19 protein-coding genes are annotated in these 23,926 nt (G+C 66.4%); 10 read left to right on the plus strand and 9 right to left on the minus strand.

The window, feature by feature from the left end; genetic code table 11:
• From K7G81_RS14770 to K7G81_RS14780, 3 genes are all read left to right on the plus strand, one after another.
• The coding region (locus K7G81_RS14770; RefSeq protein ID WP_223031595.1) for an AAA family ATPase at nt 1-1,508 on the plus strand (1,508 nt) is incomplete at its 5' end.
• Between the two features lie 275 nt (nt 1,509-1,783).
• The gene (locus tag K7G81_RS14775; protein WP_223031596.1) at nt 1,784-2,179 is read left to right on the plus strand and encodes an RNA polymerase sigma factor; all 396 of its coding nucleotides are present in this window, start codon (nt 1,784-1,786) and stop codon (nt 2,177-2,179) included.
• Between the two features lie 168 nt (nt 2,180-2,347).
• Nucleotides 2,348-2,674, plus strand: a complete 327-nt coding sequence (locus K7G81_RS14780; protein ID WP_255587113.1) for a multicopper oxidase domain-containing protein — start codon at nt 2,348-2,350, stop codon at nt 2,672-2,674.
• A 93-nt stretch (nt 2,675-2,767) separates the two neighbouring features.
• On the opposite strand, the gene K7G81_RS14785 is transcribed toward K7G81_RS14780, so the two are convergent.
• The 5 genes from K7G81_RS14785 to K7G81_RS14805 are packed head-to-tail and all read right to left on the minus strand — an operon-like array spanning nt 2,768 to nt 11,338.
• Nucleotides 2,768-4,006, minus strand: a complete 1,239-nt coding sequence (locus K7G81_RS14785) for an aromatic ring-hydroxylating oxygenase subunit alpha (RefSeq protein ID WP_223031597.1) — start codon at nt 4,004-4,006, stop codon at nt 2,768-2,770.
• Between the two features lie 28 nt (nt 4,007-4,034).
• On the minus strand, nt 4,035-5,525 hold the full coding sequence (locus K7G81_RS14790; RefSeq protein ID WP_223031598.1) for a carboxylesterase/lipase family protein: 1,491 nt from the start codon (nt 5,523-5,525) through the stop codon (nt 4,035-4,037).
• A complete protein-coding gene (locus K7G81_RS14795) occupies nt 5,522-6,730 on the minus strand; it encodes an MFS transporter (RefSeq protein ID WP_223031599.1) in 1,209 nt (402 codons plus the stop codon). Before K7G81_RS14795 ends, K7G81_RS14790 begins: the two co-directional genes overlap by 4 nt.
• Before the next feature lie 4 nt (nt 6,731-6,734).
• Nucleotides 6,735-7,718, minus strand: a complete 984-nt coding sequence (locus tag K7G81_RS14800) for a DODA-type extradiol aromatic ring-opening family dioxygenase (protein WP_223031600.1) — start codon at nt 7,716-7,718, stop codon at nt 6,735-6,737.
• Between the two features lie 2 nt (nt 7,719-7,720).
• Nucleotides 7,721-11,338: a hydantoinase B/oxoprolinase family protein gene (locus K7G81_RS14805; protein ID WP_223031601.1), complete on the minus strand. Its 3,618-nt coding sequence runs from the start codon at nt 11,336-11,338 to the stop codon at nt 7,721-7,723.
• A gap of 102 nt (nt 11,339-11,440) precedes the next feature.
• Here K7G81_RS14805 and K7G81_RS14810 point away from each other — a divergent pair, with 102 nt between their 5' ends.
• Nucleotides 11,441-11,941, plus strand: a complete 501-nt coding sequence (locus K7G81_RS14810) for a winged helix DNA-binding protein (RefSeq protein WP_223031602.1) — start codon at nt 11,441-11,443, stop codon at nt 11,939-11,941.
• Nucleotides 11,942-11,944: 3 nt separating this feature from the next.
• Nucleotides 11,945-13,189 (plus strand): NAD(P)/FAD-dependent oxidoreductase, encoded by a 1,245-nt coding sequence (locus K7G81_RS14815; RefSeq protein ID WP_223031603.1) that lies wholly within the window; start codon nt 11,945-11,947, stop codon nt 13,187-13,189.
• Nucleotides 13,190-13,275: 86 nt separating this feature from the next.
• On the opposite strand, the gene K7G81_RS14820 is transcribed toward K7G81_RS14815, so the two are convergent.
• The 3 genes from K7G81_RS14820 to K7G81_RS14830 all read right to left on the minus strand — a co-directional run bounded on the left by K7G81_RS14820 (nt 13,276) and on the right by K7G81_RS14830 (nt 17,434).
• Nucleotides 13,276-15,777 (minus strand): TonB-dependent receptor, encoded by a 2,502-nt coding sequence (locus tag K7G81_RS14820; protein WP_223031604.1) that lies wholly within the window; start codon nt 15,775-15,777, stop codon nt 13,276-13,278.
• Nucleotides 15,778-15,852: 75 nt separating this feature from the next.
• Complete coding sequence (locus K7G81_RS14825) at nt 15,853-16,806, minus strand: substrate-binding domain-containing protein (protein WP_223031605.1); 954 nt, start codon at nt 16,804-16,806, stop codon at nt 15,853-15,855.
• Nucleotides 16,799-17,434 carry a 4-carboxy-4-hydroxy-2-oxoadipate aldolase/oxaloacetate decarboxylase gene (locus K7G81_RS14830; protein ID WP_255587127.1) on the minus strand — a complete coding sequence of 212 codons (636 nt, stop codon included), beginning with the start codon at nt 17,432-17,434 and terminating at the stop codon, nt 16,799-16,801. The genes K7G81_RS14825 and K7G81_RS14830 overlap by 8 nt, the downstream gene beginning before the upstream one ends.
• A gap of 142 nt (nt 17,435-17,576) precedes the next feature.
• Between K7G81_RS14830 and K7G81_RS14835 the strand changes: the two genes are divergently transcribed.
• On the plus strand, nt 17,577-18,797 hold the full coding sequence (locus K7G81_RS14835) for a LysR family transcriptional regulator (RefSeq protein ID WP_223031607.1): 1,221 nt from the start codon (nt 17,577-17,579) through the stop codon (nt 18,795-18,797).
• Nucleotides 18,798-18,904: 107 nt separating this feature from the next.
• Entirely contained in the window at nt 18,905-19,912 is a 1,008-nt protein-coding gene (locus tag K7G81_RS14840) for an amidohydrolase family protein (protein ID WP_223031608.1), read from the plus strand.
• Nucleotides 19,913-20,539: 627 nt separating this feature from the next.
• Here K7G81_RS14840 and K7G81_RS14845 read toward each other — a convergent pair.
• Nucleotides 20,540-20,719, minus strand: coding sequence for a hypothetical protein (locus K7G81_RS14845; RefSeq protein ID WP_223031609.1), 180 nt, complete (start codon nt 20,717-20,719; stop codon nt 20,540-20,542).
• A gap of 167 nt (nt 20,720-20,886) precedes the next feature.
• On the opposite strand from K7G81_RS14845, the gene K7G81_RS14850 reads away from it, so the two are divergent.
• Genes K7G81_RS14850 through K7G81_RS14860 form a run of 3 tightly spaced genes read left to right on the plus strand, consistent with a single transcriptional unit; the run spans nt 20,887 to nt 23,916 of the window.
• Nucleotides 20,887-21,792: an intradiol ring-cleavage dioxygenase gene (locus K7G81_RS14850; RefSeq protein WP_223031610.1), complete on the plus strand. Its 906-nt coding sequence runs from the start codon at nt 20,887-20,889 to the stop codon at nt 21,790-21,792.
• Nucleotides 21,793-21,829: 37 nt separating this feature from the next.
• The gene (locus K7G81_RS14855) at nt 21,830-22,561 is read left to right on the plus strand and encodes a response regulator (RefSeq protein WP_223031611.1); all 732 of its coding nucleotides are present in this window, start codon (nt 21,830-21,832) and stop codon (nt 22,559-22,561) included.
• Complete coding sequence (locus K7G81_RS14860) at nt 22,558-23,916, plus strand: ATP-binding protein (protein WP_369412122.1); 1,359 nt, start codon at nt 22,558-22,560, stop codon at nt 23,914-23,916. Before K7G81_RS14855 ends, K7G81_RS14860 begins: the two co-directional genes overlap by 4 nt.
• Nucleotides 23,917-23,926 lie beyond the last annotated feature (10 nt).

The raw sequence follows: 23,926 nt of genomic DNA on the forward strand, positions 1-23,926 counted from the left end.
TGGTGCTGGTCGGCGATCCCGAGCAGCTCCAGGCGATCGAGGCGGGGGCGGCGTTCCGCTCGGTTGCCGAGCGACATGGCGGCGTCGAGATCACCGACATCCGCCGCCAGCGCGAGGACTGGCAGCGCGATGCCACGCGGTATCTCGCTACGGAGCGTACCGGCGAGGCGATCAGCCTGTATGAGCGCCACGACCGCATCCACAGTGTCGAGACGCGCGATGAGGCCCGCGCCGGACTGATCGAGCGTTGGGATCGCGACCGCGGCGATGCGCCAGGCGCGTCGCGCATCATCCTGACGCACACCAATGATGAGGTGCGCGCGCTGAACGTTGCCGCGCGTGAACGGCTGCGCGCCGGCGGCGAACTGGGTATCGACGTGACGGTCGCCACCGAGCGCGGCGAACGGGCGTTCGCCAGCGGCGACCGCGTCATGTTCCTGCGCAACGAGCGCAGCCTGGGGGCAAAGAACGGCACGCTCGGCCAAGTGCAGTCGGTCACGCCGACCAGCATCGCGGTGCTGCTCGACGACGGTCGCGCGGTTGCATTCGACGTGAAGGATTATGCCAGCATCGACCACGGCTATGCCGCGACGATCCACAAGGCGCAGGGGGTGACGGTCGACCGCGTGCATGTGCTGGCGACACCGGGGCTCGATCGGCACGCCGCCTATGTCGCGCTGTCGCGTCATCGCGACAGCGTTGACCTCCACTACGGTCGCGATGACTTCGCCGATCAGCAGGCGCTGACGCGCGTGCTGTCGCGCGAGCGCGGCAAGGACATGGCGTCGGACTATCCGCGCGTGTTCGCCGATCGCCGGCAGATCGAGCTGCCCCAACCGCCGCGCAATCGGTTTGCGAGCCTCAAGCTCAGGTCAGTAATTCCTCCGGAGCGGCAACCCGCGACCGTCGAACGCACCAATGCCCCAAGGCGCGATCCAATCCCGGCGCTGGCGCGTGAACCACAGCCAGACCTTTCGTCAGCGGTGACCCGGCATGGGCGCCTTGTGCGAGCGATGCTGTTCGCGCAGTCTCTGGGCGACAAACCCACTGCGGAGCAACGCGCCGAGCTCGTCGAGAGTCGCGCCCAGCTCGATAATGCCCAACCCGACGGCGCACGAAATTTGGAAGCAGCATTTGCGAACGATCGCGAGCTGATCACCGAAGCGTCCAAGGGGCAGACCCGCAACGCCATCCAGGCGATGCAGCTCGAAGCCGAGATGCAGACCAATCCCACCCTCCGCGCCGACGTGTTCGTTCGGCGCTGGCAGACGCTCGAGCGGCAACGACGGCTGCTATTGCGCGACCACGAAACCAATGCCGCCAACACGCTTGGCGACCGGATGATCGGCATGGCCAAAGGCCTCGAGCGCGATCCGCAGGTGGAGTCGCTGCTGCGTAACCGCCGCGTACAGCTGGGGTTGTCGGCCCACCCGGCCGAGAGCGTCGGCCGGGCGCTTGGCGAGATGATTGGTCGTGGGCGAAGCAGGGGGCTTGGGATTGGGATGTGAGGGGCGGAGGCTTGGCTTCCGCAACCTGCCGAATGTCTGGTCTTGGGACACTCCGGAACGTCTCCTTTCAGGGGGGTAGATTAGGATAGCAGACGGTGCGCACGCCAGAATGAAAGCGCCGGCATCACGCTGATCAGGACCGATACCGCCGAACAGAAATAGACGTTGTGCCCATCGTGGCTGGCCTTGTGCTAGGCCGTGGCAGGATCGACAGTCATACTGCAGGCCGAATAGGCTAATCCGCCGAGGCCTGATGATCCGAGCCATGTTGATGATTGTGCCCGTGCTCGGCCATTGGTCGTTTCCCTCGATCGTCCCACCTTGGACCGTTACGCCCGTGGCTCGCCGCCATCGCGCTCAATCGCTGCCGCGACTGGCGGCGTCCCCGGCGGGTCCGGGCGCCGTTGGCCTGCGGCGATGCTGCGACGACGACCGTCCCCGATGATAGGTCCGGTCCGGAGACGGTCGCCGGTGATCGTGCGGCGCTCGATGCGCTGCGGCGCGAGATCGCGCACCTGCCGGCAAAGCTGCGCGACGTGCTGGTGCTGCGGGCCACCGAAGGGCTCAGCCAGGCCGAGACCGCCGACGCGCTGGACATCACGGCCAAGGCGGTCGAGACCCGTTTGGCACGGGCACGGGCGCGGCTGACGCAAAAGTTCACGCCGGAATGAGGGATCACTCGATCGCCCGCGTATCTCCTGGTAGCAAGCTGCCATGCGCGGCCATCGACCGGGAGTTTCCATGAACCAGCCAATCGACCGTCGGCAGATGCTGCGCGGTGCCGCGCTCACGGCCAGCGGCGCTCCCTTGACGAGCTGGACGCCCGCCTGGCGCGCGCGATGTCGACCGGGATCGCGGCACCACTGCCGTCGATTTCTGGAGAGGTCATCGCGCTCGATCTTGCTTGGCGGATGGCGGCGATCGACGGGCGTCCGTTCCGCGTGATCGGCATCAACGGCACCACGCCGGGGCCGCTGATCCGGCTGCGCGAGGGACAGGACGTGCGGCTGCACGTGCACAACGCGCTCGATACGTCGAGCTCGATCCACTGGCGCGGGCTGCTGGTGTCGCCTCAATATGACGGCGTCCCTGGAGTCTCCTTTCCCGGCATCGATGCCGGGGCGACCTTTCTCTACGAATTCCCGATCCGACCGGCCGGCACCTAAAACTATTTCTTGCTGCGATCTCGAGCGGCAGGTCGAGGAGTAAATTATAACCTCTATCACGAAAGCCCCGACAATGTGACGCTGGCCGATGCATCAGGTGAGGCCGCCCGCATCGATCTCGAATCCCATTGCTTCTTCGCACGCCGCCCGAACCTCGGCAGGCTGGCCGGCGTGGAGGATGAACTTGGCGGTCACTGCGTTTGCGCCCAGCGACAGGCGGTTGGCGACGGGGAGCGTGACGCGATGGTTCATCGCCTCATCGGTAATCAGGCCCTTTGGCCGCTCCCCGGCGGCGACCGCGTCGAGTTCACGGAGGAATCGGTTGCGAACCATGACGATCCCTTTGTCACTTTGTCCAAGATTCTCGCGGCCGCGATCGGTGATGCGGCCTTGGCCGACCCAGCCGACGATATCCTGGTTAATGACGTGCGTGGTGATCCAACGCCCGGTTTCGGGATCGACGATCGGGCTTTTCCAACTCGGGATGTGATTTTGCCGATAGGGACGCCGATTCTCGGGCACTGCGGCATAGATCCAGCTGACGCTCAGCGTGTTTTCATTGTCGACCGGCACGCGCCATTCGAAGTGATTGCCGAGGAAGAAGCCGTTCGGCCACAGCAGCACGCGGCCCACCGTCCACAGCGGATCGCTCTCGTCGGTATCGTTGCGGATGCGCTTGTAAATGAACCCGTGCTCGAACTCGTCGAAGCCGAGCTTGATGTGCTGCGGGCCGAACGCTCCATTGGGATCGCGCATCCGTGCGCTCCAGTTCGAGTGCATCCACTCGAAATGGACGGGGTCGATCGAATTCTCCTGACACTGGAACCAGTTGCATGGCACGTCGGCGGTGACGACCTGAACGAAGCCGTCGGAACGTGAAAACGGCTCCCAGTCGGGCAGGCACGGCGGCTCACCCTCGCCGAGATAGGCGAACAGCAGGCCTGCCTTCTCTCGCACCGGATAGGATTTCAGCCGGATCTTGTCGCGATACTTGCTGTTTGGCAGCACGGTCTGCTCGTAGGGTTGTTCGAGGCAGCGGCCGCCCTGATCGTAAAGCCAGCCATGATAATTGCAGCGGATGCCGCATTTCTCGACGAAGCCATAAGCGAGATCGGCGCTACGATGCGCGCATTGCCGCTCAACCAGTCCGAAGGTGCCGCTCAGATCCTTGTAGAGCACGAGGTTTTCGCCGAACAGCCGGATCGGCTTGATCGACACCTGATCGAAATCGGCGGCGCCGGCAATCGGATGCCAATAGCGGCGCAGGTAATCGCCCATCGCCGAGCCGGGCTCGACGTCGGTCAGCAGGCGGTTTTTGGCTTTGTCTAGCATCACTGGCTCCCTGAAAGGCACGGCGTTGTCATCGGGCGGGATCGGCGCGAGACTGGAAACGATCGAGAAAGGCCATGTGCGGCTGCCGCCAACCCGCCCGCACGCGAATTTCGTTGCCGAATTCGACCATGGTCCCGGCGTCGTCATATTTAGGCCAGGGGAGTCCGGCGACGATCGGCTTGCCTGACTTCGCAAAGCTTGCCCAGGCGGCATGCATGGCGCCGGCCAACGCGACGTCGACCTGATCGTAACGATGATTGTCGTCGCCGCGCGGCGCCAGGTCGGCACGGTCGAATACATAGCCGACGTCCTCGCTATGGCGCGGGTCCGGCTTGCCGGGGCGCCGCCGGGTGAAGACATAGCGGAAGACGGGCAGGCCGGCGGCGGCGAACGCCCGGGCGAGCGCGGCGGTGCCGTAGGTGAACTGCGTGTCGCCGAACAACTGGCCGAGCGCGGGCCGGGCGTCGTTGTCATTCTCGACAGGGTAGAGCGCGGCGGCGTCGGGACCGGCATCGCCGAAGGTCGTTTCCAGCAATTCGGCAAAGGCGTCTTGCGTATCGATCGGCCATTTCGCGACCGCGGCGGAGCCTTCGTCGGTCATGCTGCCGACGATCAGCGGGACATGCGCGAAGCGGCCCGACAGGAAGGCGTCGCGATCGTCTTCGACGATAACATGGCCGTCGCGGATCGGGCGCAGCACGCGCGCACCGGTCAGGCTTCGCATCGCCGGTTCGAGCAGCTTCTGGCGATCAAGCAGGTCATCGACCGACAATTCGCGCAGGGCGGCGATGTCGTCGCCGAGCCGGCCGCCGGCCGCTTCGGCGTCCTGCAACGTCGCCAGCGGGCGGAAGGCGCCGGGGCTCTGCAAGATCGCCTGCGAGAACAGCCCTCGGGCGATCGGCGAGGTGAGCAGCAGGCTGATCGACGCAGCACCTGCCGAGACGCCGAACGCGGTGACGCGATCGGGATCGCCGCCGAACCGGGCGATATTATCCTGCACCCAGCGCAGCCCGGCAATCTGATCGAGCAGGCCGTAATTGCCCGAAAAATCATCCGGCGATTCGGCAGTGAGGCCGGGATGGGCGAGGAAGCCGAACAGGCCGACGCGATAGTTGAGCGTGACATGGATCACCCCGTCGCGCGCGAAACTGGTGCCGTCCGCGCGGTCCTCGGCGGCGCTGCCATAGACGAAGCTGCCGCCGAAGATCCACACCATCACCGGCAACGGCGCGTCGGGTTCGCCAACCGGGCGCCAGATGTTGAGCGTCAGGCAATCCTCGCTCTGCCCCGGCGCGCGCGAGCCGAGCTGGATGACCGAACGCTGCGGGCAATCGTCGCCGAACCTGGTGCAGTCGCGGATGCCCTCCCACGGCGCGACGGGCTGCGGCGGCCGCCAGCGCAACGGCCCGACCGGCGGCGCGGCGAACGGGATACCACGAAATACCTCGATCTCGCCGGCGCGTTCGCCGCGCACCGCGCCGCTCAGCGTTTCGATGATGGGGGCGGTTCGATCGGTCACGCGGCGGCTCCTGTGGCGCGGGGGGCGTAATCGGCGTCGCGGCAGAACAGCGCCATCACCAGCGCGGCGGTGATCGGCCCGGCGGCCATCACGACGAAGGCGAGCGCGAATGAGCCGGTCGCGGCGAACGTGCCGCCGATCGCCAGCGGCACCACCACGCCGCCCATCTGCTGCAACGCGTTGGTGGCGCCGGTGGCGGTGCCGGCGCCGCTGCGGCCGCCCGCCTCGGCGATCAGCGTCGCTAGCAGCGGCCCCCAGCTGAAGCCGAAAAAGCCCAGAAACGCCGCGACGATCTGATAGCCGAGCGGCGCAGTTAACTGGCCGAACAGCAGCAGGCCGGCGGCGTAGATGGCCAGCACGGCGACTATCAGCGGCTTGCGGCGGCTGATGCGATCGCTGAGCCATCCGGTCGCCGGTTTGGCGATGATCGCGGCAGCGCCGAACAGGGTCGTCGCGAGCCCCGCCTCGATCGGGCTCAACCCGCGGCCTCTGGTCATCAGCGCGGTCGCCCAGAAAGCGAAACCCCAGGTGCCCCAGGCGGCGCCGAAGCCGACCAGCGCCAGTCGCGCCAGCTCGCCCTGGCGCAGCACGATCAGCAGGTCGCCGGGGCGGCTGCGTGGCGGCGGCATCGCGTCGGGCGCCTCACGCAGCCCGATCAGGGCGAGGAGCCCCAGCGCGATCGTCGCCGCGCCAAGCAGTACGAACAGCGCCTGCCAGCTCATCGCGCCGAGCGCGCGCGGCAGCACCGCGTTGGCGACGATCACCCCGACCGGCAGCGCGGTCATCAACAGGCCGATCGCCTTCGCGCGCGAGGCGGGGCCGAACCAGACGGTCATCAGCTTGATCGTGGCGGCATAATCGGCGCCCGCCGCCAGCCCCATCAGCGCCTGGAGCGCGATGCCGCTCGCCACCCCGGCGGCAAGGCTGAACCCGGCGGTGAACACGCCAAGCATCGCCAGCGACGCCGCCAGCGCGAGACGCGCGCCGAAGCGATCGGCGGCCAGCCCGCCAATCACGTTCGACATGACATAGCCGGCGAAGAACGCGCTCGCGAAGCTGCCGAGCGACGACAGGGGAATGCCCGTCGGCGCATGGCCGCCCGCCGCGACGCTGGACCAGGCGAGCCGGTCGATGAACGACAGCAACAGCGCCAGCCATGCGATCGCGAGGATCGTCCAGCGGCTGGTGGCGGGGCGGTCGCTCATCGGTTCATCCCCACAACGCGAAGCCGAGCCCGGTGCCGGTGCCTGCGGGCGTCCGCACACCGGGCACATAGCCCGTCCAACTTACGTCGAGCGCCTCGAGCGCTCCGGCGACGCAGATCCAGTTGCGGATCTCCGAGCTGCCCGAATTGAGCTTGGCGCGCGGGATCGCGGTCAGCGCCGCTTTGTCCTTCGCGCGGATCGCGCGGAAGATTTCCTGATCGAACGCCTCGTCAACCAGGAAATGGCTCAGGCCGCCCGAGGCGACGATGCCGATGCGCATCTCTCCCGGCAGCGCCGTGACGGCTTCCGCAATCGCCTGCCCGACCGCGTAGCAGCGCGCCGGCGTCGGCTGGTTGGGCGGAAAATAGGCATTGAGGAAGACCGGCACGATCGGCACCGGCGCGTTGCGCAGCAACTGCGTGTGGATGAAGGCGATCGAGTGGCTCTCTCCCTTGCCCACGGACAGCTGCCGTGCGGCGGAGACGTCGAATTCGCGGTCGATCAGCGTCGCGATGATCTGCTCGGCGAGATCGCGCGCGACCGGGAAATCACGCGGTTCCACCGAATATTGGCGCTCCGACGCGCGCACCAGCCAGTCGGCGCGGCCCGGTGCCGCCTTGTAAGGTAGCGCGGCGATCGTCTCGCCGTGATAGACCAGCAGCGCCGGGTGGTTGTCGGGCAGATAGAGCTCGTTCTGATCGTCGCCAACGATGATCAGCGCATCAAGCTTCGCCGCCAGGATCGCGTCGGCAAGGTGTTCGACATGCTCGCGCGCCTCGGCATGCGCGGCGGCGAGCCGGGCGGGGGTGATGCGCGGCTCGAGCGCATCGCCATGCCGCGCGAGCTCGGCCTCATATGTTGTCGGCGCGCCGTCGAAATCGAGCAGCGGAATGCGCGGATCCCATTCGCGATAGCGCGGCAGGTCCGCGGGATCGACCAGTAGCATCGAGGTGTGCGACGTCGCCGCGCCGAGGACGAGTTGGGCCATGTTCAGGTGCTCGCTTTCGAACTGTGGGGGAGATTTTCGGAGGGGGCCGCGCCGTAGCCGCCACCGCCGGGTGTTTCGATCACGATCATGTCGCCGGGCGCCATGTCGATTTGCGCACGGCCTTCGAGGATCTGGACGGTCCCGTCGGCGCGCTCGACCCATTGCCGGCCCGGTGCCCCGTCGCCGCCGCCATCGAGCCCGAACGGCGCGTGCGTGCGGCGCGATGCGACGATCGTCGCAGTGACGGGCGCGAGCATGCGGACCTTGCGCACCACGCCGTCGCCACCGCGATGCGCGCCGTCTCCGCCCGATCCGTGCCGGACCGAGAATTGCTCGAGCCGCACCGGATAGCGCGCCTCCAGCACCTCGGGATCGGTGATCCGGGTGTTCGTCATGTGGCTGTGCACCGCCGAGGCGCCGTCGAAATCAGGGCCGGCGCCGGTGCCGCCGCAGATCGTCTCGTAATATTGGCAGTCGGCATTGCCGAACAGGAAATTGTTCATCGTGCCCTGCGCGGCGGCGCTGGCGCCGAGCGCGCCGAGCAGCGCGTTGGCGACCGCCTGGCTGATCTCGGTATTGCCCGCGACCACCGCGCTGCCCGGCGTCGGCGCCAGGAAGCTGCCGTCCGGAATGCGGATGTCGAGCGGCGCCAGGCACCCCTCGTTGAGCGGCAGGTCGCTGCCGACCAAGCAGCGGAAGACGTAGAGCACGACGGCTCGAGTGACGGCGGGCGGCGCATTGAAATTGCCGGGGCGCTGTTCGCTGGTGCCGACGAAATCGATCACCGCCCGGCGTGCTGCACGATCGACCGTCACCGCGACGCGAAGCACCGCGCCATCATCCATCACATACTCGAAGCTGCCGCCGCCGATCCGGTCGATCACGCCGCGGATGCTCTCCTCGGCATTGGCGAGGACATGGCCCATATAGCGCGAAACGAGCGGCCAGCCCTGCTCGGCGATCGTCGCCTTCAGTTCGGCGATGCCGGCTTCGTTGGCGGCGACCTGCGCCTTGATGTCGGCGACGTTGATGTCGGGGCTGCGCGCCGGATAGGCGGCGCCTGCCAGCAGCGCGCGGAACGCCTCCTCGCGGAATTCCTGCGCATCGAGCAGCAGGAAATCGTCGATGACGACGCCTTCCTCCTCCAGCGTGGTCGATCCCGGCGGGGTCGATCCCGGCGTGGTGCCGCCGATATCGGCATGATGGCCGCGATTGCCGACGAAGAAGCGGATCGTCTCGCCGGCCTCGTCGAACACCGGCGCGATCACCGTCACGTCGGGCAGGTGCGTCCCGCCGTTATAGGGATTGTTGAGCGCGACCATGTCGCCGGGACGCAGCGTCTTGCCGCGGCTGCGGATCACCGCGCGGACGCTTTCGCCCATCGCGCCGAGATGCACCGGCACGTGCGGCGCGTTGGCGATCAGCCGGCCCTCTGCATCGAACAGCGCGCAGGAGAAATCCAGCCGTTCCTTGATGTTGACGCTGGTCGAGGTGTGGCGCAGCACGGTGCCCATCTGCTCGGCGATCGCCATGAAGCGGTTGTTGAACAGCTCGAGCAGCACCGGGTCGGGGCGCGCGCCATCGTCCCCGCGCCGCGTGCCGCGCGGCGCGGTGCGGCGCAGGACGAGCTGGCCGCCGTCATCCATCGTCGCGCGCCAGCCGGGCTCGACCACGGTGGTCGCGGTCGCTTCGCGAATGATCGCCGGGCCGCTGACCGAATCACGGACGATCATCACGTCGCGATCATAGACGGGCGCGTCGTGGCGCTTGCTCCCGCTCCACAACGCCACGTCCTCGACCGGCGCCAGCGAGGCGCGGCGCGCGGCGGCGGTGCGCGGCGCGATCGGCTCGCCGGGGCGGATCGCTTCGGCAGCGACGCTCTCGACGATGATCGCGCGTCCGGGGGTTGCGAAACCGAAACGCTGGCGATGCTGCGCGTCGAACGCCGCGCGCATATCCGCGATCGTGCCGAGCGGTACGGTGAGGGCGGTATCGGTGCCGGCATAGCGCAGGTCGACCGTGGCGCGCACGACGACATCGCCGGCACCGATGACGGCGGCGCGCGCCGCGTCTGACAAGCCGGCGATCACACGCCCTGCTTCGACCAGCGTGTCGGCATCGAGCGGCCGTTCGATCGCCTGCTGGCGGATCGCGCTCTGATCGGCGAGCCCCATGCCGAAGGCGGACAGCACGCCGGCGAACGGGTGGATCAGGATCGTCTCCATGCCCAGCGCGTCGGCGACCTGACAGGCATGCTGCCCGCCGGCACCGCCGAAGCAGACCAGCGCGAAATCGGCCGCGTCATGCCCCTTTTCGAGGCTGACCTGCTTGATCGCTGCCGCCATGTTGGCGACGCCGACGCGCAGGAACCCCTCCGCGACGCCCTCGGCAGTCTGCGGCTGGCCGGTCGCGGCGGCGATCTCCCCGGCCAGCGCGGTGAAGCGGGTGCGAACGATGTCGCGATCGAGCGGCTGATCGCCGTCGGGGCCGAAGATCGCCGGAAAATGCTGCGGGTTGATCTTGCCGAGCAGCAAATTGGCATCGGTGATCGTCAGCGGGCCGCCGCGCCGGTAGCACGCCGGGCCGGGATTGGCGCCGGCGCTGTCCGGCCCGACGCGGAACCGCGCGCCGTCGAAATGCAGGATCGAGCCGCCGCCCGCCGCGACGGTGTTGATCGCCATCATCGGCACGCGCACGTCGACCCCGGCGATCGCCGCGTCGGCGGTGCGCTCGAACGCGCCGGCGTAGAGCGCGACGTCGGTCGACGTGCCGCCCATGTCGAAACCGATGATCCTGTCGAAACCGGCCGCTGCGGCGGTGCGCGCGGCGCCGACCACGCCACCCGCCGGACCCGACAGGATCGCGTCGCGCCCCTGAAACAGCGCGGCATCGGTGAGGCCGCCATTCGATTGCATGAAATAGAGCGGTGCGCCGTCGAGCTCGCCGGCGACCTGATCGACATAGCGGCGCAGGACGGGCGACAGATAGGCATCGAGCACCGTCGTCCCTGCGCGCGACACCAGGCCCATCAGCGCGCTCGCGTCATGGCTGGCGGTGACCTGCGCGAAGCCGGTCTCGCGCGCCAGCCGGGCCAGTGTCGCTTCCGCCCGCTTGTGTCGCCAGGCGTGTGCGAGTGCGATCGCCACCGCCTCGTATCCGTCGCGTCGATAGCGGGCGAGCATCGCGGCGACGGCGGCCTTGTCGATCGGCGACAATGTTGCGCCATCGACATCGACGCGGCCGCCCACCTCTTCGACCGCGGCATAGAGCGGTTCGGGCTTTTCGATCGCGAGGTCGAACAGCCGCGGCCGCGCCTGATGGCCGATCGTGAGCACATCGGTGAACCCCCGATCGACCAGCAGCAACGTTCGCGCGCCCCTCCGTTCGAGCAATGCGTTCGTCGCGACGGTGGTGCCCATCTTGATCGCATCGATCTCGGCGACCGGAATCGCGTCGTCAGCAGCGATGCCAAGCGCATGGCGGATGCCCGCCACTGCGGCATCGCGATACCGCTCTGGATTTTCGCTCAACAGTTTGTGCGTCGCGAAGGCCCCGCCGGGATCGCGCGCGACGATATCAGTGAACGTGCCGCCGCGATCGATCCAGAATTGCCAGCCCATATCGCCTCCGCGAAATGATTGAAGACGATTCGTCGATAAATTGTAATCGAAAAGTTGACAATACACTGATTTGTCTTTTTGTATGGCTTCAGGAGAATGCCCATGCCGGAACCCGTCGTTTCGTCCGCCCATCTCGCCGCCGGGGAATCGCCGGCTTTGAGCGAGTTCGAATTCGCGCTGACGCTGGCGGCCAACGCCTATCAGCGCTGGATCGTGCGCTGCGCCGCGGCGGCGGGCTCCTCGCTCTCTCCTCTTGAGGTGCTGGTGCTCCACACCGTGCGCCATCGGGATCGCGCGAAGCGGCTCGCCGATATCATGCTGGTGCTCGATATCGAGGATACGCATCTCGCGACCTACGCCGTGCGCAAGCTGACCGCCGCAGGGCTGGTCGACGCGACGCGAGCGGGCAAGGAGAAGCTGATCGGCGCAACCGCGGCGGGGCGCGCCTTCTGCGACCGTTATGCCGAAATCCGCGAGCGGTTGCTGGTCCATCCGCTGGTGAGCGACGGACCGGGTGACGACGGCATCTCGCAAGTCGCCGAACGCATGCGCTCGCTGTCGGGACAGTACAATCAGGCCGCGCGCGCGGCCGCCACGCTTTAGGGAATGCCGATGGCCGAGCCTCAGCAATCTTTCGATATCGTGATCGTCGGCGCCGGGCACGGCGGCGCGCAGGCGGCGATCGCACTGCGCCAGCGCGGCTTCGCCGGCAGCGTCGCGATGATCGGCGACGAACCCGACCTGCCTTACGAACGCCCGCCTCTGTCGAAGGATTATCTGGCCGGCGAGCGGCCCGTCGAGCGCCTGCTGATCCGCCAGCCGCATTTCTGGGAAGAGCGTAGCGTGACGCTGCTGCTCGGCCGACAGGTCGTGGCGGTTGCGGCGGACAAGCACGTTCTGACGCTCGCCGACGGCGGCATGGTCAGCTACGGCCAACTGATCTGGGCGACCGGCGGCGCGCCGCGACGGCTGGCCTGCGATGGTGGCGATCTGAGCGGGATGCACACGATCCGCGCCCGCGCCGATGTCGATCGACTGATGCGCGAGCTGAGGGAAGCCCACCGCGTCGTCGTGATCGGCGGCGGCTATATCGGCCTTGAGGCCGCGGCGGTGCTGAGCAAGACCGGCCGCGACGTGACGGTGATCGAGGCACAGGACCGCGTGCTCGCGCGCGTCGCCGGCGAACCGCTGTCGCGCTTCTACGAGGCCGAACATCGCGCGCGCGGCGTCGATCTGCGGCTGGGCTCCACGGTCGCCTGCACCGAGGGCTACGAGGGCCGCGTAACTGGCGTGCGGCTGGGCGACGGCAGCGTCGTCGCGGCCGACATCGTCATCGTCGGCATCGGCATCGTCCCCGCCGTCGAGCCGCTGATCGCGGCGGGGGCGGTCGGCGGCAACGGCGTCGCGGTCGACGATCATTGCCACACGTCGCTGCCCAACGTCTTCGCGATCGGCGATTGCGCGCTGCACGTCAATGCGTTCGCCGACGGCGCCGCGATCAGGCTCGAATCGGTGCAGAACGCGAACGACATGGCCGGCACCGTCGCCAGGGCGATCACCGGCGCGCCCGAGCCGTATCGCGCGGTGCCATGGTTCTGGTCCAACCAATATGATCTCAAGCTGCAGACGGTCGGCCTGTCGGCAGGCCATGACGCCGCCGTATTGCGCGGCGATCCGGCGCAGCGGTCGTTCAGCCTGATCTATCTGCGCGCCGGCAAGGTGATCGCGATCGACTGCGTCAACGCGGTCAAGGATTATGTCGCCGGCCGGGCGCTGGTCGAGCGCGGCATCGTCGCCACGGCGGCGCAACTCGCTGATACAGCGATCCCGCTCAAAACGCTGTCGGCCTGACGGAAAACCACCGTCGGCCCCGATATCGGGCCGACGGTGGAAGGCGGTGACGACATTCATGCGAGGGTTCGTCGTCACCGGTAGGTTCAGAACCGGAAACTCGCCTGCAACCCGATCGTGCGGGGGCGATAGGTCTGATAGATATATTGCGGCTCGTCGATCGCGTAGGACGTGCATTCGGTGTTGCGGCATGTGCCGCGCCCACCGGTGATCTTCGATAGCGTGTCCGTCGAATCGAACAGGTTCTGCACGTACAGCGCGAGATCGATCGGCCCGGTCATCGCCCCTAAGCGCAACGATGCGTAATGCGTGGCGTCCGCCCAGTATTTTTCGGGCGCATAGGATACCGTGCCCGGCCCGTTCGTCTCCTTATAGGCGCTGGCATATTGATAATCGCCGCGCAGGTAGATCTTCCAGTGATCGTCGATCGGCATCTCGTAGCGCGCCGAAACCGAGACGTTCCAGGGTGCGATCGGCATCGTATCGCCCTTGTTGGCGTACACGGCCTGGGTCGAGCCTGGCAGCGGCGTTGGGCCCAGCACCGTTTCGGTGAAATGCGCGTCGGTATAGCTTGCCGCCCCAGTCAGCGTCAGGCCGGCTGCCGGGCGCAGTTGAACCTGCAGATCGCCGCCGCGGCTGACCGCATGGCCGGCGTTGGTGATGAACTGCGCCGAGCAGCCCGGGAACGTCTGGAACAATTGCGGCCGATCCCAGTCGATATAGAAGGCGCTCGCCTGGATATGAGCCAGCCCGCCGAGCAGCCCCAGCTTGGCGCCGGCTTCATAGCTCCAGACCGAATCGGGATTGTAGGTCGTCGGCGCATCACCGCCGAGCGCGGCCAGCCCCGCAGCGCAGCTGTTCTGCGAAATCGTGGGATTGACGCCGCCGGCGCGGAAGCCCTTCGCCGCGTTGATATAGAGCAGATCGTCGGGCGTCAGCTGATAGGAAACGCCGAATTTGGGGGTGATGGGGGTGTTCTTCTGCTTGCCCGAGGTGAGGCCGCCATTTTCTTCTGTCGGCACGGCGAAACGGGCGAGCGCGCCGTACAGCGTCTGGTCGTATTCGAACGTCGTGCGGGAGACGCGCAAACCGGCGGTCAGCTTCAATCGCTCGGTCGGCTTGATGTAGAGTTCGCCGAATCCGGCGATTTCCTTGTCCGTCAGCTTCTGCGACCGATATTGTGCGAGATTGCCCTCCATCAGCGGCGCGCCATAGACCCCTTGCGTATCGGTGCCGCGCAGCACTTCCGACAGGGCATCGAGATCTTCGTAGATTCTCGACAGCGTACGAATCGTCGAATGACTGTAGTAGGCGCCGCCAGTGAAGCTGAACAACGAATCGGCGTCGCCCAGCGTCAGGCGCAGTTCTTCGGAATAGGCGTTACGGCGGTTGCCGAAATAGAACTGCCGGCGGAAATCGGGAAGTTCGGCAACGAATCCGATACCGCCTTGCAGGTTGCGCGCCTCGCCGCTGAAACCCGCTTCGTCGACCACGCCGTTGGTCGTGTCGTGGACGTAGGAGCTGATCGACTTCACCGATCCCCAGCCGAAATCGTAATCAACGATGACGCTGGGCACGTACAGTTTGGACGTCCTGGGCGAAAGATAGGGGTCGCCGGATTTATATAGCCCGAATTGATCGTAAGGACCGTAGGTATGCGACGGGTAGGTGAAGCTGCCTTTGGTATAGGCCGTGGTCGTCGACTGATCGACCTTCGCCCAATAGGTGTCGACGTCGTCCGAATGATCGTAGGAATAATAGAACGACGGCGTGATCGACAGCGAGTCGGTCAATTGCCCCTTCAGCGCCAGATGGAATTGGCCCTGCTTTCCCGAATTGGCGTTGGACTTGTATTTCTTGCTGGAATCCCAGACGTCGACATGGTCGATATAGCCGCCGATCGTCGTGATATAGGCGCTGGCACGGAATCCTAGCTTACCCTTGATGATCGGACCACCGACCGCGATCCCGGCCTCGGCGCTGGGATCGCCGTCCTTGGTGAACGACATGCCGAACCGGCCATAGCCACTATAATTGTACAGTCCCGGGGCAGGCGTGATTAAGCGTACCGTGCCGCCTTCCGACGAGCCACCATATAGCGTGCCCTGAGGCCCGCGCAGCACCTCGACGCGTTCGAGGTCGAATAATTGCGGGATCGGGCTGCCATTGCCCGAATAGGACAGCGCGTTGCGCTTTTGCAGCGCGACGTCGTCGAGATAGATGCCCGTCGTCGGCGATCCGGCAGCCGAATAGATGCCGCGGATGGTGATGTTGGGCGTCATGTCCGCGCCCGACGAGGTCAGTGTGAGAGCCGGCACGGTGCGCGCCAGATCGCCGATATCGGTGACACCCTGTTCGTCGAGCGACCGCTGCGTGACGGCGGTGAGACTGATCGGTACGCGATTGGCGATGTCACTGCGCTTGCTGGCGGTGACGACGATGTCCGACTGGCTATCGGCATCCGTTTCCTGTTGCTGCGTCTGCATCGGGGCGCCGGCCGCGGGGGCCTGCTGGGCGGTTGCAGCCGTCGCGGTGCCCAGCGCGCCGATCGCGACACCGAGAGATAGAGCGGTCTTGAGATGGGTCATCGGGTCTCCCCCTTCCAAAGGTCGATGGTTGGTCCTCGCTGCATGTCTGCCGCGTCACGTGCGCTGCGCGCGGTCTCATTGAATTGTGTTTGGAATGTTGCTCGCGAACAGCGCCTCCAGTGTCGGCGGCTGGTCGACGATGTGCTGCCGCGCGATCTGATCGAGCAACTGCGAAAGAATGTCTCGATTGCGCTCGACGCCATAGGGAAGCGGATCGCCGAGTTCGGCCATGGCCAGGCGGCTGATCCGGTCGGAAGGCGTCAAATCCGCTTCGTCTGCGTCTCGCAGCCAGTGGAGATAGGCCCGCTTCGCGGCCGCGAACATCGCGATCAGTTCCGGCACCAGCTCGGGTCGTTCGGCCACTAACGCCCCGCGTGTCACGATGACATGATTGATCGGGAAAAAGCCGTCACCGCGCAGCCGCGTGAGTGCCGCCCCGATCGGATCAGGGATCAACGGCACCAGTGGCGCTGCCGCGCCAAGTCCGACGGCGGCGTCGAGCAGGCCCGACGAAACGAGCGCGGCGAGATCGCCGCCGGGTGGCGCCGACACGACGTTCGCCGGCGGCTCATATTCTGCGACATGCTCATCGCCGGTCGTGACCCAGGTAATCCGATCGAGACCGACGCCATGCTCCTGTTGCAGAATGGCTCGTGCCCATACGCCCGTGGTCACGGTATAGCCGCGATTGACGCCGACGCGGCGCCGCTCGAGCGCGCGGGGATCGCCGACCGGTCCATCGGGACGGACCAGGATCGCACCGTGATGGAAGCCGCGAACCGGAAAAACCGGCAGCGCGATCAGATCCTTGCCGTGTGCGCGCGCGCAGACGAAGGTGGTCAATGCCATTTCGCACACGTCGAATGCGGCTTCCCGCACCATGCGGCGGAAAACCGGGGGAAGACGCGCGGCGGACGCGACGTCGATCTCCACGCCCGGCATCGCAACCGATCCATCGACGATGGCGCGCGTCGCCCCGCCAGTGCCCAGCGCGATGGACAGCGGGCGCTCGGGCATGGCGCTACACATAGCGCAGCCCTCGTTCACGCAACGCGGTCCGCATGCCATAAATGTCGAGACCGAGTTCGCCGGCGGCAAGGCGCGCGCGTTTCTCCTCCTCGGCCGCGAGGCGGTCGTTCGCCCTGTCGAGCACTACGGCCGCCATTTCCCGTGGCACTACGCAGACGCCGTCATCGTCGGCGATGATTGCGTCGCCAGGTCGTACCAGAGTACCGGCACACACGATCGGCACGTTGACCGAGCCAGGCGTCGCCTTGACGGTGCCTTGTGCGCTGATCGTCCGTGACCAGACGGGGAAATTCATCCGCGTGAGATCGCGAACATCGCGGACGCCCGCATCGATCACCAGCCCGGCACAGCCCCGCGCCTGCGCCGACGTCGCCAGCAAATCACCGAAATAACCGTCTTCGCAGGCGCTGGTCGGCGCCAGTACCAGTACATCACCGGCGGCCAACTGCTCGATCGCGACATGCGCCATCCAGTTATCGCCGGGGGGCGCGGAGATGGTGATCGCGGAGCCCGCGATTGCCGCACCGGAAAATACCGGCCGCAGATGGCGCGCCATCAGGCCGCTGCGTCCCTGCGCCTCATGGACCGTCGCGACTCCGGCCGCCGCCAAGGATGCCAACACGGCCATGGGAACGCGCTCGATATTGGTAACGACGGTGGGGCCAGCCACGGACAACTCCTCGCTCGATCGAGGAAAGCTGCAGCGATCCGCGACGGCATACCAGTTCGATTTGCGCTACGGCCATAAGCTGATGCTATAAGTCGACCAGATGACGCAGGTATTCGCCTTCAACCTCCGGCACCTCGACGCGGTTCTCGCGATCCGAAAACGCGGCAGCATCAGCGCCGCCTCCGATGACGCCAATCTTTCGCAGCCGGCGCTAACGCAGGCCCTCGCCAAGCTGGAGCGCCAGCTTGGCCATCGACTGTTCGATCGTCAGACGACAGGCGCGGTGCCGACGCCGGCGGGCACCCGCTTTCTCGAACGCGTGCAGCGGGCCATCGAATATCTGATCGACGGCGGCGGCCAGGTACGCCGTTCGATCAAGGCGCCAGCGCTGCCTCATTTCGAGCGCATGGTCTCGCTCGGCCAGCTTCGCGCGATCTCGACCGTGGCGCACGCCGGCAGCTACGTCGCCGCCGCCCGCGAGATCGGCGCGGCGCAGCCTTCGCTGCACCGTGCGGTGAAGGAACTCGAACTGGTACTCGGCGTGCCGCTGCTGGTACGGGCCGGCAGGACGATGCGCGCGACGACCGCCGCGCATCGGCTGGTGCGATCGATCCGGCTGGCGATCGCCGAACTCCAGGCCGGGCTGGATGCGCTCGCGGAGCTGTCGCAAGCCGGCGCGGGCACGGTGACGATCGGCACGCTGCCTTTGGCCCGCGCGGTCTTGCTGCCGCAGGCGCTCGCCAGATTCATGGCAAATCATCAGCACGCAACCGTGCGCATCGTCGAGGCGCCGTATGAGCAACTGCTCGTCGATGTGCTTGAAGGCAATATCGACCTGCTGATCGGCGCGCTGCGCGAAGACCAGCCGATCGATGGCGTTATCCAGCAGCGCCTGTTCGCCGAAGGCGTATCGATCGTCGCCGGGCGTCATCATCCGCTGGCGGGCGGTGGCACGCCGACGCTTGACGAACTGGCACGCCATCCCTGGGTGGTGGGCGCGCGGGGCGCGCCGACGCGCCGGCACTGGGAACACCTGTTTCCCGGCAATGATGGCCCGCGGCCGGTGACCCGAGTCGAATCGGCCTCGGCGATGCTGACGCGCGGGCTACTGCTGGCCGGCGACTGGCTGGCGATGATGTCGTCCGATCAATTCCATATCGAGCGGGAGGCCGGGCTGATCGTCGCGCTTGGCGATACGTTGCCGGGGACCAGTCGCTGGATCGGGATCACAACCCGGAGCGACTGGTGGCCTACCGACACGCAGGCGGCGTTTCTCGAAACACTGTCCGCCAGCGCTGCCGCCCGGTCTTCCGGAAACTGAATGGCCTCCCGGTACTTTTGATGCCTGCGGCTGGAGGATGCGTGGCTAGCACCGCCTGACCGTCGGCGATCCTTTGTTGATGCCGGCTTCGAAGGGGGCGGGCACGCATGATCATCGATTGCCACGGGCATTTCACCACCGCGCCCGATCTTCATGTCCTGTGGCGCGAAACGCAGAAGGCCGCGTCTGCGAGGGGCGGCGATACCGATCCGCCCTACCCGCAGATTTCCGACGACCTGATCCGCGAGGCGATCGAGCCCAACCAGCTTCGTCTTATCCAGGAGCGGGGCATCGACCTGACGTTGTTCAGTCCGCGCGCCTCGGCGATGGCACCGCATGTTGGCGATCTGGCCGTCAACATCGCGTGGAGCCGGCGCTGCAATGATCTGATCCGGCGCGTCGTCGCTCTTTATCCCGCTCATTTCGCCGGCATCTGCCAATTGCCGCAATCGACCGGCGCATCACTGGATGCCGCGATCACCGAACTGGATCGCTGCGTCAACGAACTCGGGTTCGTCGGCTGCAACCTCAACCCCGATCCGTCGGGAGGGCGCTACGATTCGCCGCCTCTGCACGATCGCTACTGGTATCCGCTTTACGAAAAGATGGTCGATCTCGACGTGCCGGCGATGATCCATGTTTCGGGATCATGCAACCCGGGCGTTCACGCGACCGGTGCCTATTACCTGTCGGCCGATACGATTGCATTTATGCAACTGTTGCAGGGAGACGTGTTTCGCGACTTCCCGGCGCTACGCCTGATCATCCCCCATGGCGGCGGCGCCGTTCCCTATCATTGGGGCCGTTTTCGTGGTCTGGCAGACATGCTCAACCGTCCACCGCTCGCGCAACACCTGATGCGCAACGTCTATTTCGACACCTGCGTCTACCACCAGGAAGGCGTGGATTTGCTGCTGGCGGTGATCGACACCAGCAACATACTCTTCGGTTCCGAGATGATAGGGGCCGTCCGGGGCATCGATCCAACGACGGGCCGCTATTTCGACGACACACGACATTATATCGAGCAATCTCGGCTGTCCGATGCAGCCAAGCAGGACATATTCGAAGGTAACGCGAGGAGGGTATTTCCAAGGTTAAGATTGGTTTCCTAGGGCTGTAACCATGTTACATATAGTTGCGACAGGTTTTTAACAGGCCGCCAGAAATGCGCCATGGCCCGCTGACGAAGGTAGTTTCGTCACCATTATGACAGGTGATTCCGCCGTCAAGACATGCTTTGATCCGGTGTAAGACAAGCAAATGCCTGCCGCACAGTGAACCCTTCCGAGATCAACATCGCTGCCAAGCGACAAGAAGTAGCTTTCTCACTTTGTGCACTACAATGGTCCGCCCCGGCCCGGTTGCGGTCCTTTTGACTGGTGAACGAACGGCAGTTTTTGAGGGTACGGGAATGGGCCGGGAACGGCCGCTTTGTTGGCGGCTGCGGTCGTGGCGTTGATGCTTTCTGAAGCCGGCGACTTTCGACCAGCTCATGATATTCAGTGTCGGTGATGCGAACGTCGGCTTTTTCTGAAACCCGCCATTCGAGTAGCGCAAATTGGCCGGTCGGCTTTGCGCCCCAACAGTGGTCATCCGCCGACCCGATCTCTGAACGCAAAAGCTGTCCATCGCCTCTGCCCCGGCTCGCGTTCAGCTTAACGACAGTAGATGCGTCATCAGCAACACAGTCGAGGAAACGACGAACGACGCCACCCCAATCCTGATCATCGAGGGCTGCTTCATTCGCTAAACCGCCGATCTGGGCAGGCGATGCCGTAATGCAGGAAGGCTCGGCAATATTGGTCGCGCATCACCTCATGCGCAGCTGACGCCGTCGGATTCGGCGCGGCGATCGCTAAAACGGCTTCCTGTTCGGCGCGACGGGCAAAATAAACGAAATCAGGGAAAAGCTGCACCATGGTTCATCTCCGGCGCCCTGTCGCCGACCAGAATAGACAGCGATGTTTCCCTGATATTTCGCGACGTCCGTCAGCGCTGTGCAGCACACGCTCTGCTGGAATTGCTGAAATTCAGGAGAAACATATGCGCTGTTTGCTGACATCAGTATAACAGCGGATGATTGGCGATGCCTGATCCCCATGCCCATGCCCACGGCCTTTCTTACGATCTCGAGGCGATGCGCTCGCTGATCGCGCGGCGGCGGGTGCTACGCCTGTTCGCCGGCACCGGCGCGGTGGCATTGCTTGGCGGATGCGGCGGCGATTCGGGTGCGAGCAGCGACGGCGACATCAGCGTCGTCGACACGTCGCCGACGCCCGCGCCGACCCCCACCGCGACAGCAACGCCCACGCCCACGCCGACTTCGTCGACGACGACGTGCATCGCCGATCCCGAGGAGACCGCCGGGCCTTATCCCGCCGACGGCACCAACACCGCGAGCGGATCGACCTCGAACGTGCTCACCATCAGCGGCATCGAGCGATCGGATATCCGCTCGAGCTTCATCAGCTCGACCACCGTCGCGTCGGGCACCAAGCTGACGATCACCCTCACGCTGGTCGATTCGAACGCGTCCTGCGCACCGTTGGCGGGCTATGCGCTCTACCTGTGGCATTGCGACAACGAAGGGCATTATTCGCTCTATTCGGCGCCGAGCGAAAGCTATCTGCGCGGTATTCAGGTGACCGACAGCAACGGCCAGGCGACCTTCGTCACCAACTTCCCCGCCTGTTATTCGGGGCGCTGGCCGCACATCCATTTCGAAGTCTATTCGAGCCTGTCGAATGCAACCAGCGGCCGCTATGCGCTGCTGACTTCGCAATTGTGCATGCCCGAGGCGATATGCGACACGGTCTATGCCGACAGCAGTCTCTATCCATCGAGCGCAACGAGGCTGGCGAGCATCACCCTTTCCAGCGACAACGTCTTCGGCGACAATACCGCCGCCCAGATCGCGCAGCAGACGCCGGCGGTCGGCGGCAGCGTGTCGAGCGGGCTGACGGCGAGCGCAACGATCGGCCTCGCTACCTGACGACGCGCCGGCGGGCGGCGCGAGGGGGACGACGGCAATGACGGCGAGTGATCGGGATCAACGGGAGGAAGCGGCGACGGCGCGACTGTTGATCGTCGACGACGATGCCTCGATCCGCCAGTTGCTGGCGCGCAGTCTCTCCGATCAGGGCTATCGCGTCGATACCGCGGCCGACGTGCCGGCGATGGAAGCGGCGCTGGCGGCGGGCACCGTCGATCTCGTCGTTCTCGACATCATGATGCCGGGCGAGGACGGGCTGTCGGCGTGTCGCCGCCTGGCGCGGCAGGACGGGCCGGCGATCGTCTTCCTGAGCGCGCTTGGCGAGGAGGGCGATCGCATCGCCGGGCTCGACAGCGGCGCTATCCACTATCTGCCCAAGCCGTGCAGCGCGCGCGAGATCGCGGCGACGGTGCAGGCGGCGCTGCGCCACCGGCATCTGGCGGCGCCGGTCGGGCGGCGCGCCTTCACCTTCGACGGCTGGACGATCGATCTCAGCGCGCATGAGCTGCGCGATCCCGAAGGCGTGCTGATCGACCTGACCGATGGCGAATTCGCGGTGCTGCGCGCGTTCGTCGAGCGGCCGCGCCGGGTGCTCGCTCGCGAGGCGCTGCTCGAGGCGGCGCGCGGGCCCGACAGCGACTCGTTTGATCGCGCGATAGACGTTCAGGTCAGCCGATTGCGCCGCAAGCTGCGCGCGCCGGGCAACGAGGTGATCCGCACCGTGCGCAACGAAGGCTATCTGTTCGTCCCCCGGGTCGAGCGACTGTGATCGGCCGGGTTCGCCGCTGGCGGTCGCGGCTGTTCGTGCGCGTGTTCGCGCTGATGCTGCTGACGTTGCTGGTCGTCCAGTTGCTCAACGGCGCGATCCTGTGGTTTCTGCCGCCGCCCGCGCCCCACCTCACGCCGCTGACGACGGTCGCCGCCGCGCTCGCCGGCAACGCGCCGGCATCGTTGCGCGTAGTGACGGGCAGCGCGATCGACGATCGCCGCGGCGATCCGCACGACGAGCGTGTGCGCGCGGCGCTGGCGCGATTGCTGTCGGTGCCCGAAGCCGCGGTGCGGCTGCGCAAATCGTCGCCGTCGCTGTTCGGCCCGGCCGAGGGCGGCGGCGGCCCTGGCGGCGCGTCGATGTTTCATCGCGGCCCGCCGCCCGACTTCAACGACGACGCGTTTTTGACCGGCGACTTCGCGGTGTCGGCGCGCATTGGCGGCGTGTGGCGGACGGTGACGCCCGCCGTCAGCAGCGCGGCGCCGTGGCGATCTCGCACGCTGATCTGGCTGCTCGTCGCGTTGCTGGTGGTCGCGCCGGTCGCCTGGCTGCTCGCGCGGCTGGTGACGCGGCCGATCGGCGCATTCGCGGCCGCCGCCGAGCGCCTCGGCCGCGATCCGCGCGCGCCGCCGCTGACGCTGACTGGCCCGTCCGAGATCGGCGACGCCGCCGCGGCGTTCAATGAGATGCAGGCGCGGCTCAACCGCTATGTCGAGGATCGCACGATGCTGATGGCCGCGATCGCGCATGACCTGCGCACGCCGCTGATGCGGCTCGGCCTGCGGCTCGAACAGGCGCCCGACGATCTGCGCGACGCCTGCGAGGGCGACGTGCGCGATATGGAGGCGATGATCGCCGCAGTGATGAGCTTCGTGCGCGACATGACGCGCTCCTCGCGCCACCAACGGCTCGATCTGCGCGCGCTCGCCGAGAGCGTGGTCGATAGCTTTGCCGATATGGGCGATTCCGTCGCGCTGGCGCCCGGCGATGCGGTAGTGCTCGACGGCGACCCGCCCGCGCTGAAGGCGATGCTCGCCAATCTGATCGGCAATGCGGTGAAATACGCCGGCAGCGCCGAGGTGACGCTCGGCCGGAAGGACGGCATGGCGCTGATCGATGTCGCCGATCGCGGGCCCGGCATCGCTCCACCCGATCTCGATCGCGCGTTCGAGCCGTTCTTCCGCGCCGAACGCTCGCGTAACCGCGACACCGGCGGGATCGGGCTTGGTCTCGCCAGCGTGCGGGCGGTGGCCCGCGCGCATGGCGGCGAGGCGACGCTCGTCAATCGCGCGGGCGGCGGCCTGCTGGCCACGGTGACGTTGCCGCTCGGCGCGACGGAAATCTCCGGGCAATAATCGGCCGGGA

Source organism: Hephaestia mangrovi (assembly GCF_019880555.1).
Lineage (GTDB): Bacteria > Pseudomonadota > Alphaproteobacteria > Sphingomonadales > Sphingomonadaceae > Sphingomonas > Sphingomonas mangrovi.

Bases quoted from the DNA above. Each gene is read 5' to 3' on its own strand.
- K7G81_RS14795 (WP_223031599.1), bottom strand. From the start codon at position 6,730: ATGAGCGACCGCCCCGCCACCAGCCGCTGGACGATCCTCGCGATCGCA.
- K7G81_RS14800 (WP_223031600.1), bottom strand. From the start codon at position 7,718: ATGGCCCAACTCGTCCTCGGCGCGGCGACGTCGCACACCTCGATGCTA.
- K7G81_RS14830 (WP_255587127.1), bottom strand. From the start codon at position 17,434: ATGGCCGTGTTGGCATCCTTGGCGGCGGCCGGAGTCGCGACGGTCCAT.
- K7G81_RS14805 (WP_223031601.1), bottom strand. From the start codon at position 11,338: ATGGGCTGGCAATTCTGGATCGATCGCGGCGGCACGTTCACTGATATC.
- K7G81_RS14820 (WP_223031604.1), bottom strand. From the start codon at position 15,777: ATGACCCATCTCAAGACCGCTCTATCTCTCGGTGTCGCGATCGGCGCG.
- K7G81_RS14835 (WP_223031607.1), top strand. From the start codon at position 17,577: ATGACGCAGGTATTCGCCTTCAACCTCCGGCACCTCGACGCGGTTCTC.
- K7G81_RS14850 (WP_223031610.1), top strand. From the start codon at position 20,887: ATGCCTGATCCCCATGCCCATGCCCACGGCCTTTCTTACGATCTCGAG.
- K7G81_RS14840 (WP_223031608.1), top strand. From the start codon at position 18,905: ATGATCATCGATTGCCACGGGCATTTCACCACCGCGCCCGATCTTCAT.
- K7G81_RS14855 (WP_223031611.1), top strand. From the start codon at position 21,830: ATGACGGCGAGTGATCGGGATCAACGGGAGGAAGCGGCGACGGCGCGA.
- K7G81_RS14785 (WP_223031597.1), bottom strand. From the start codon at position 4,006: ATGCTAGACAAAGCCAAAAACCGCCTGCTGACCGACGTCGAGCCCGGC.
- K7G81_RS14845 (WP_223031609.1), bottom strand. From the start codon at position 20,719: ATGGTGCAGCTTTTCCCTGATTTCGTTTATTTTGCCCGTCGCGCCGAA.
- K7G81_RS14810 (WP_223031602.1), top strand. From the start codon at position 11,441: ATGCCGGAACCCGTCGTTTCGTCCGCCCATCTCGCCGCCGGGGAATCG.
- K7G81_RS14825 (WP_223031605.1), bottom strand. From the start codon at position 16,806: ATGTGTAGCGCCATGCCCGAGCGCCCGCTGTCCATCGCGCTGGGCACT.
- K7G81_RS14780 (WP_255587113.1), top strand. From the start codon at position 2,348: ATGTCGACCGGGATCGCGGCACCACTGCCGTCGATTTCTGGAGAGGTC.
- K7G81_RS14815 (WP_223031603.1), top strand. From the start codon at position 11,945: ATGCCGATGGCCGAGCCTCAGCAATCTTTCGATATCGTGATCGTCGGC.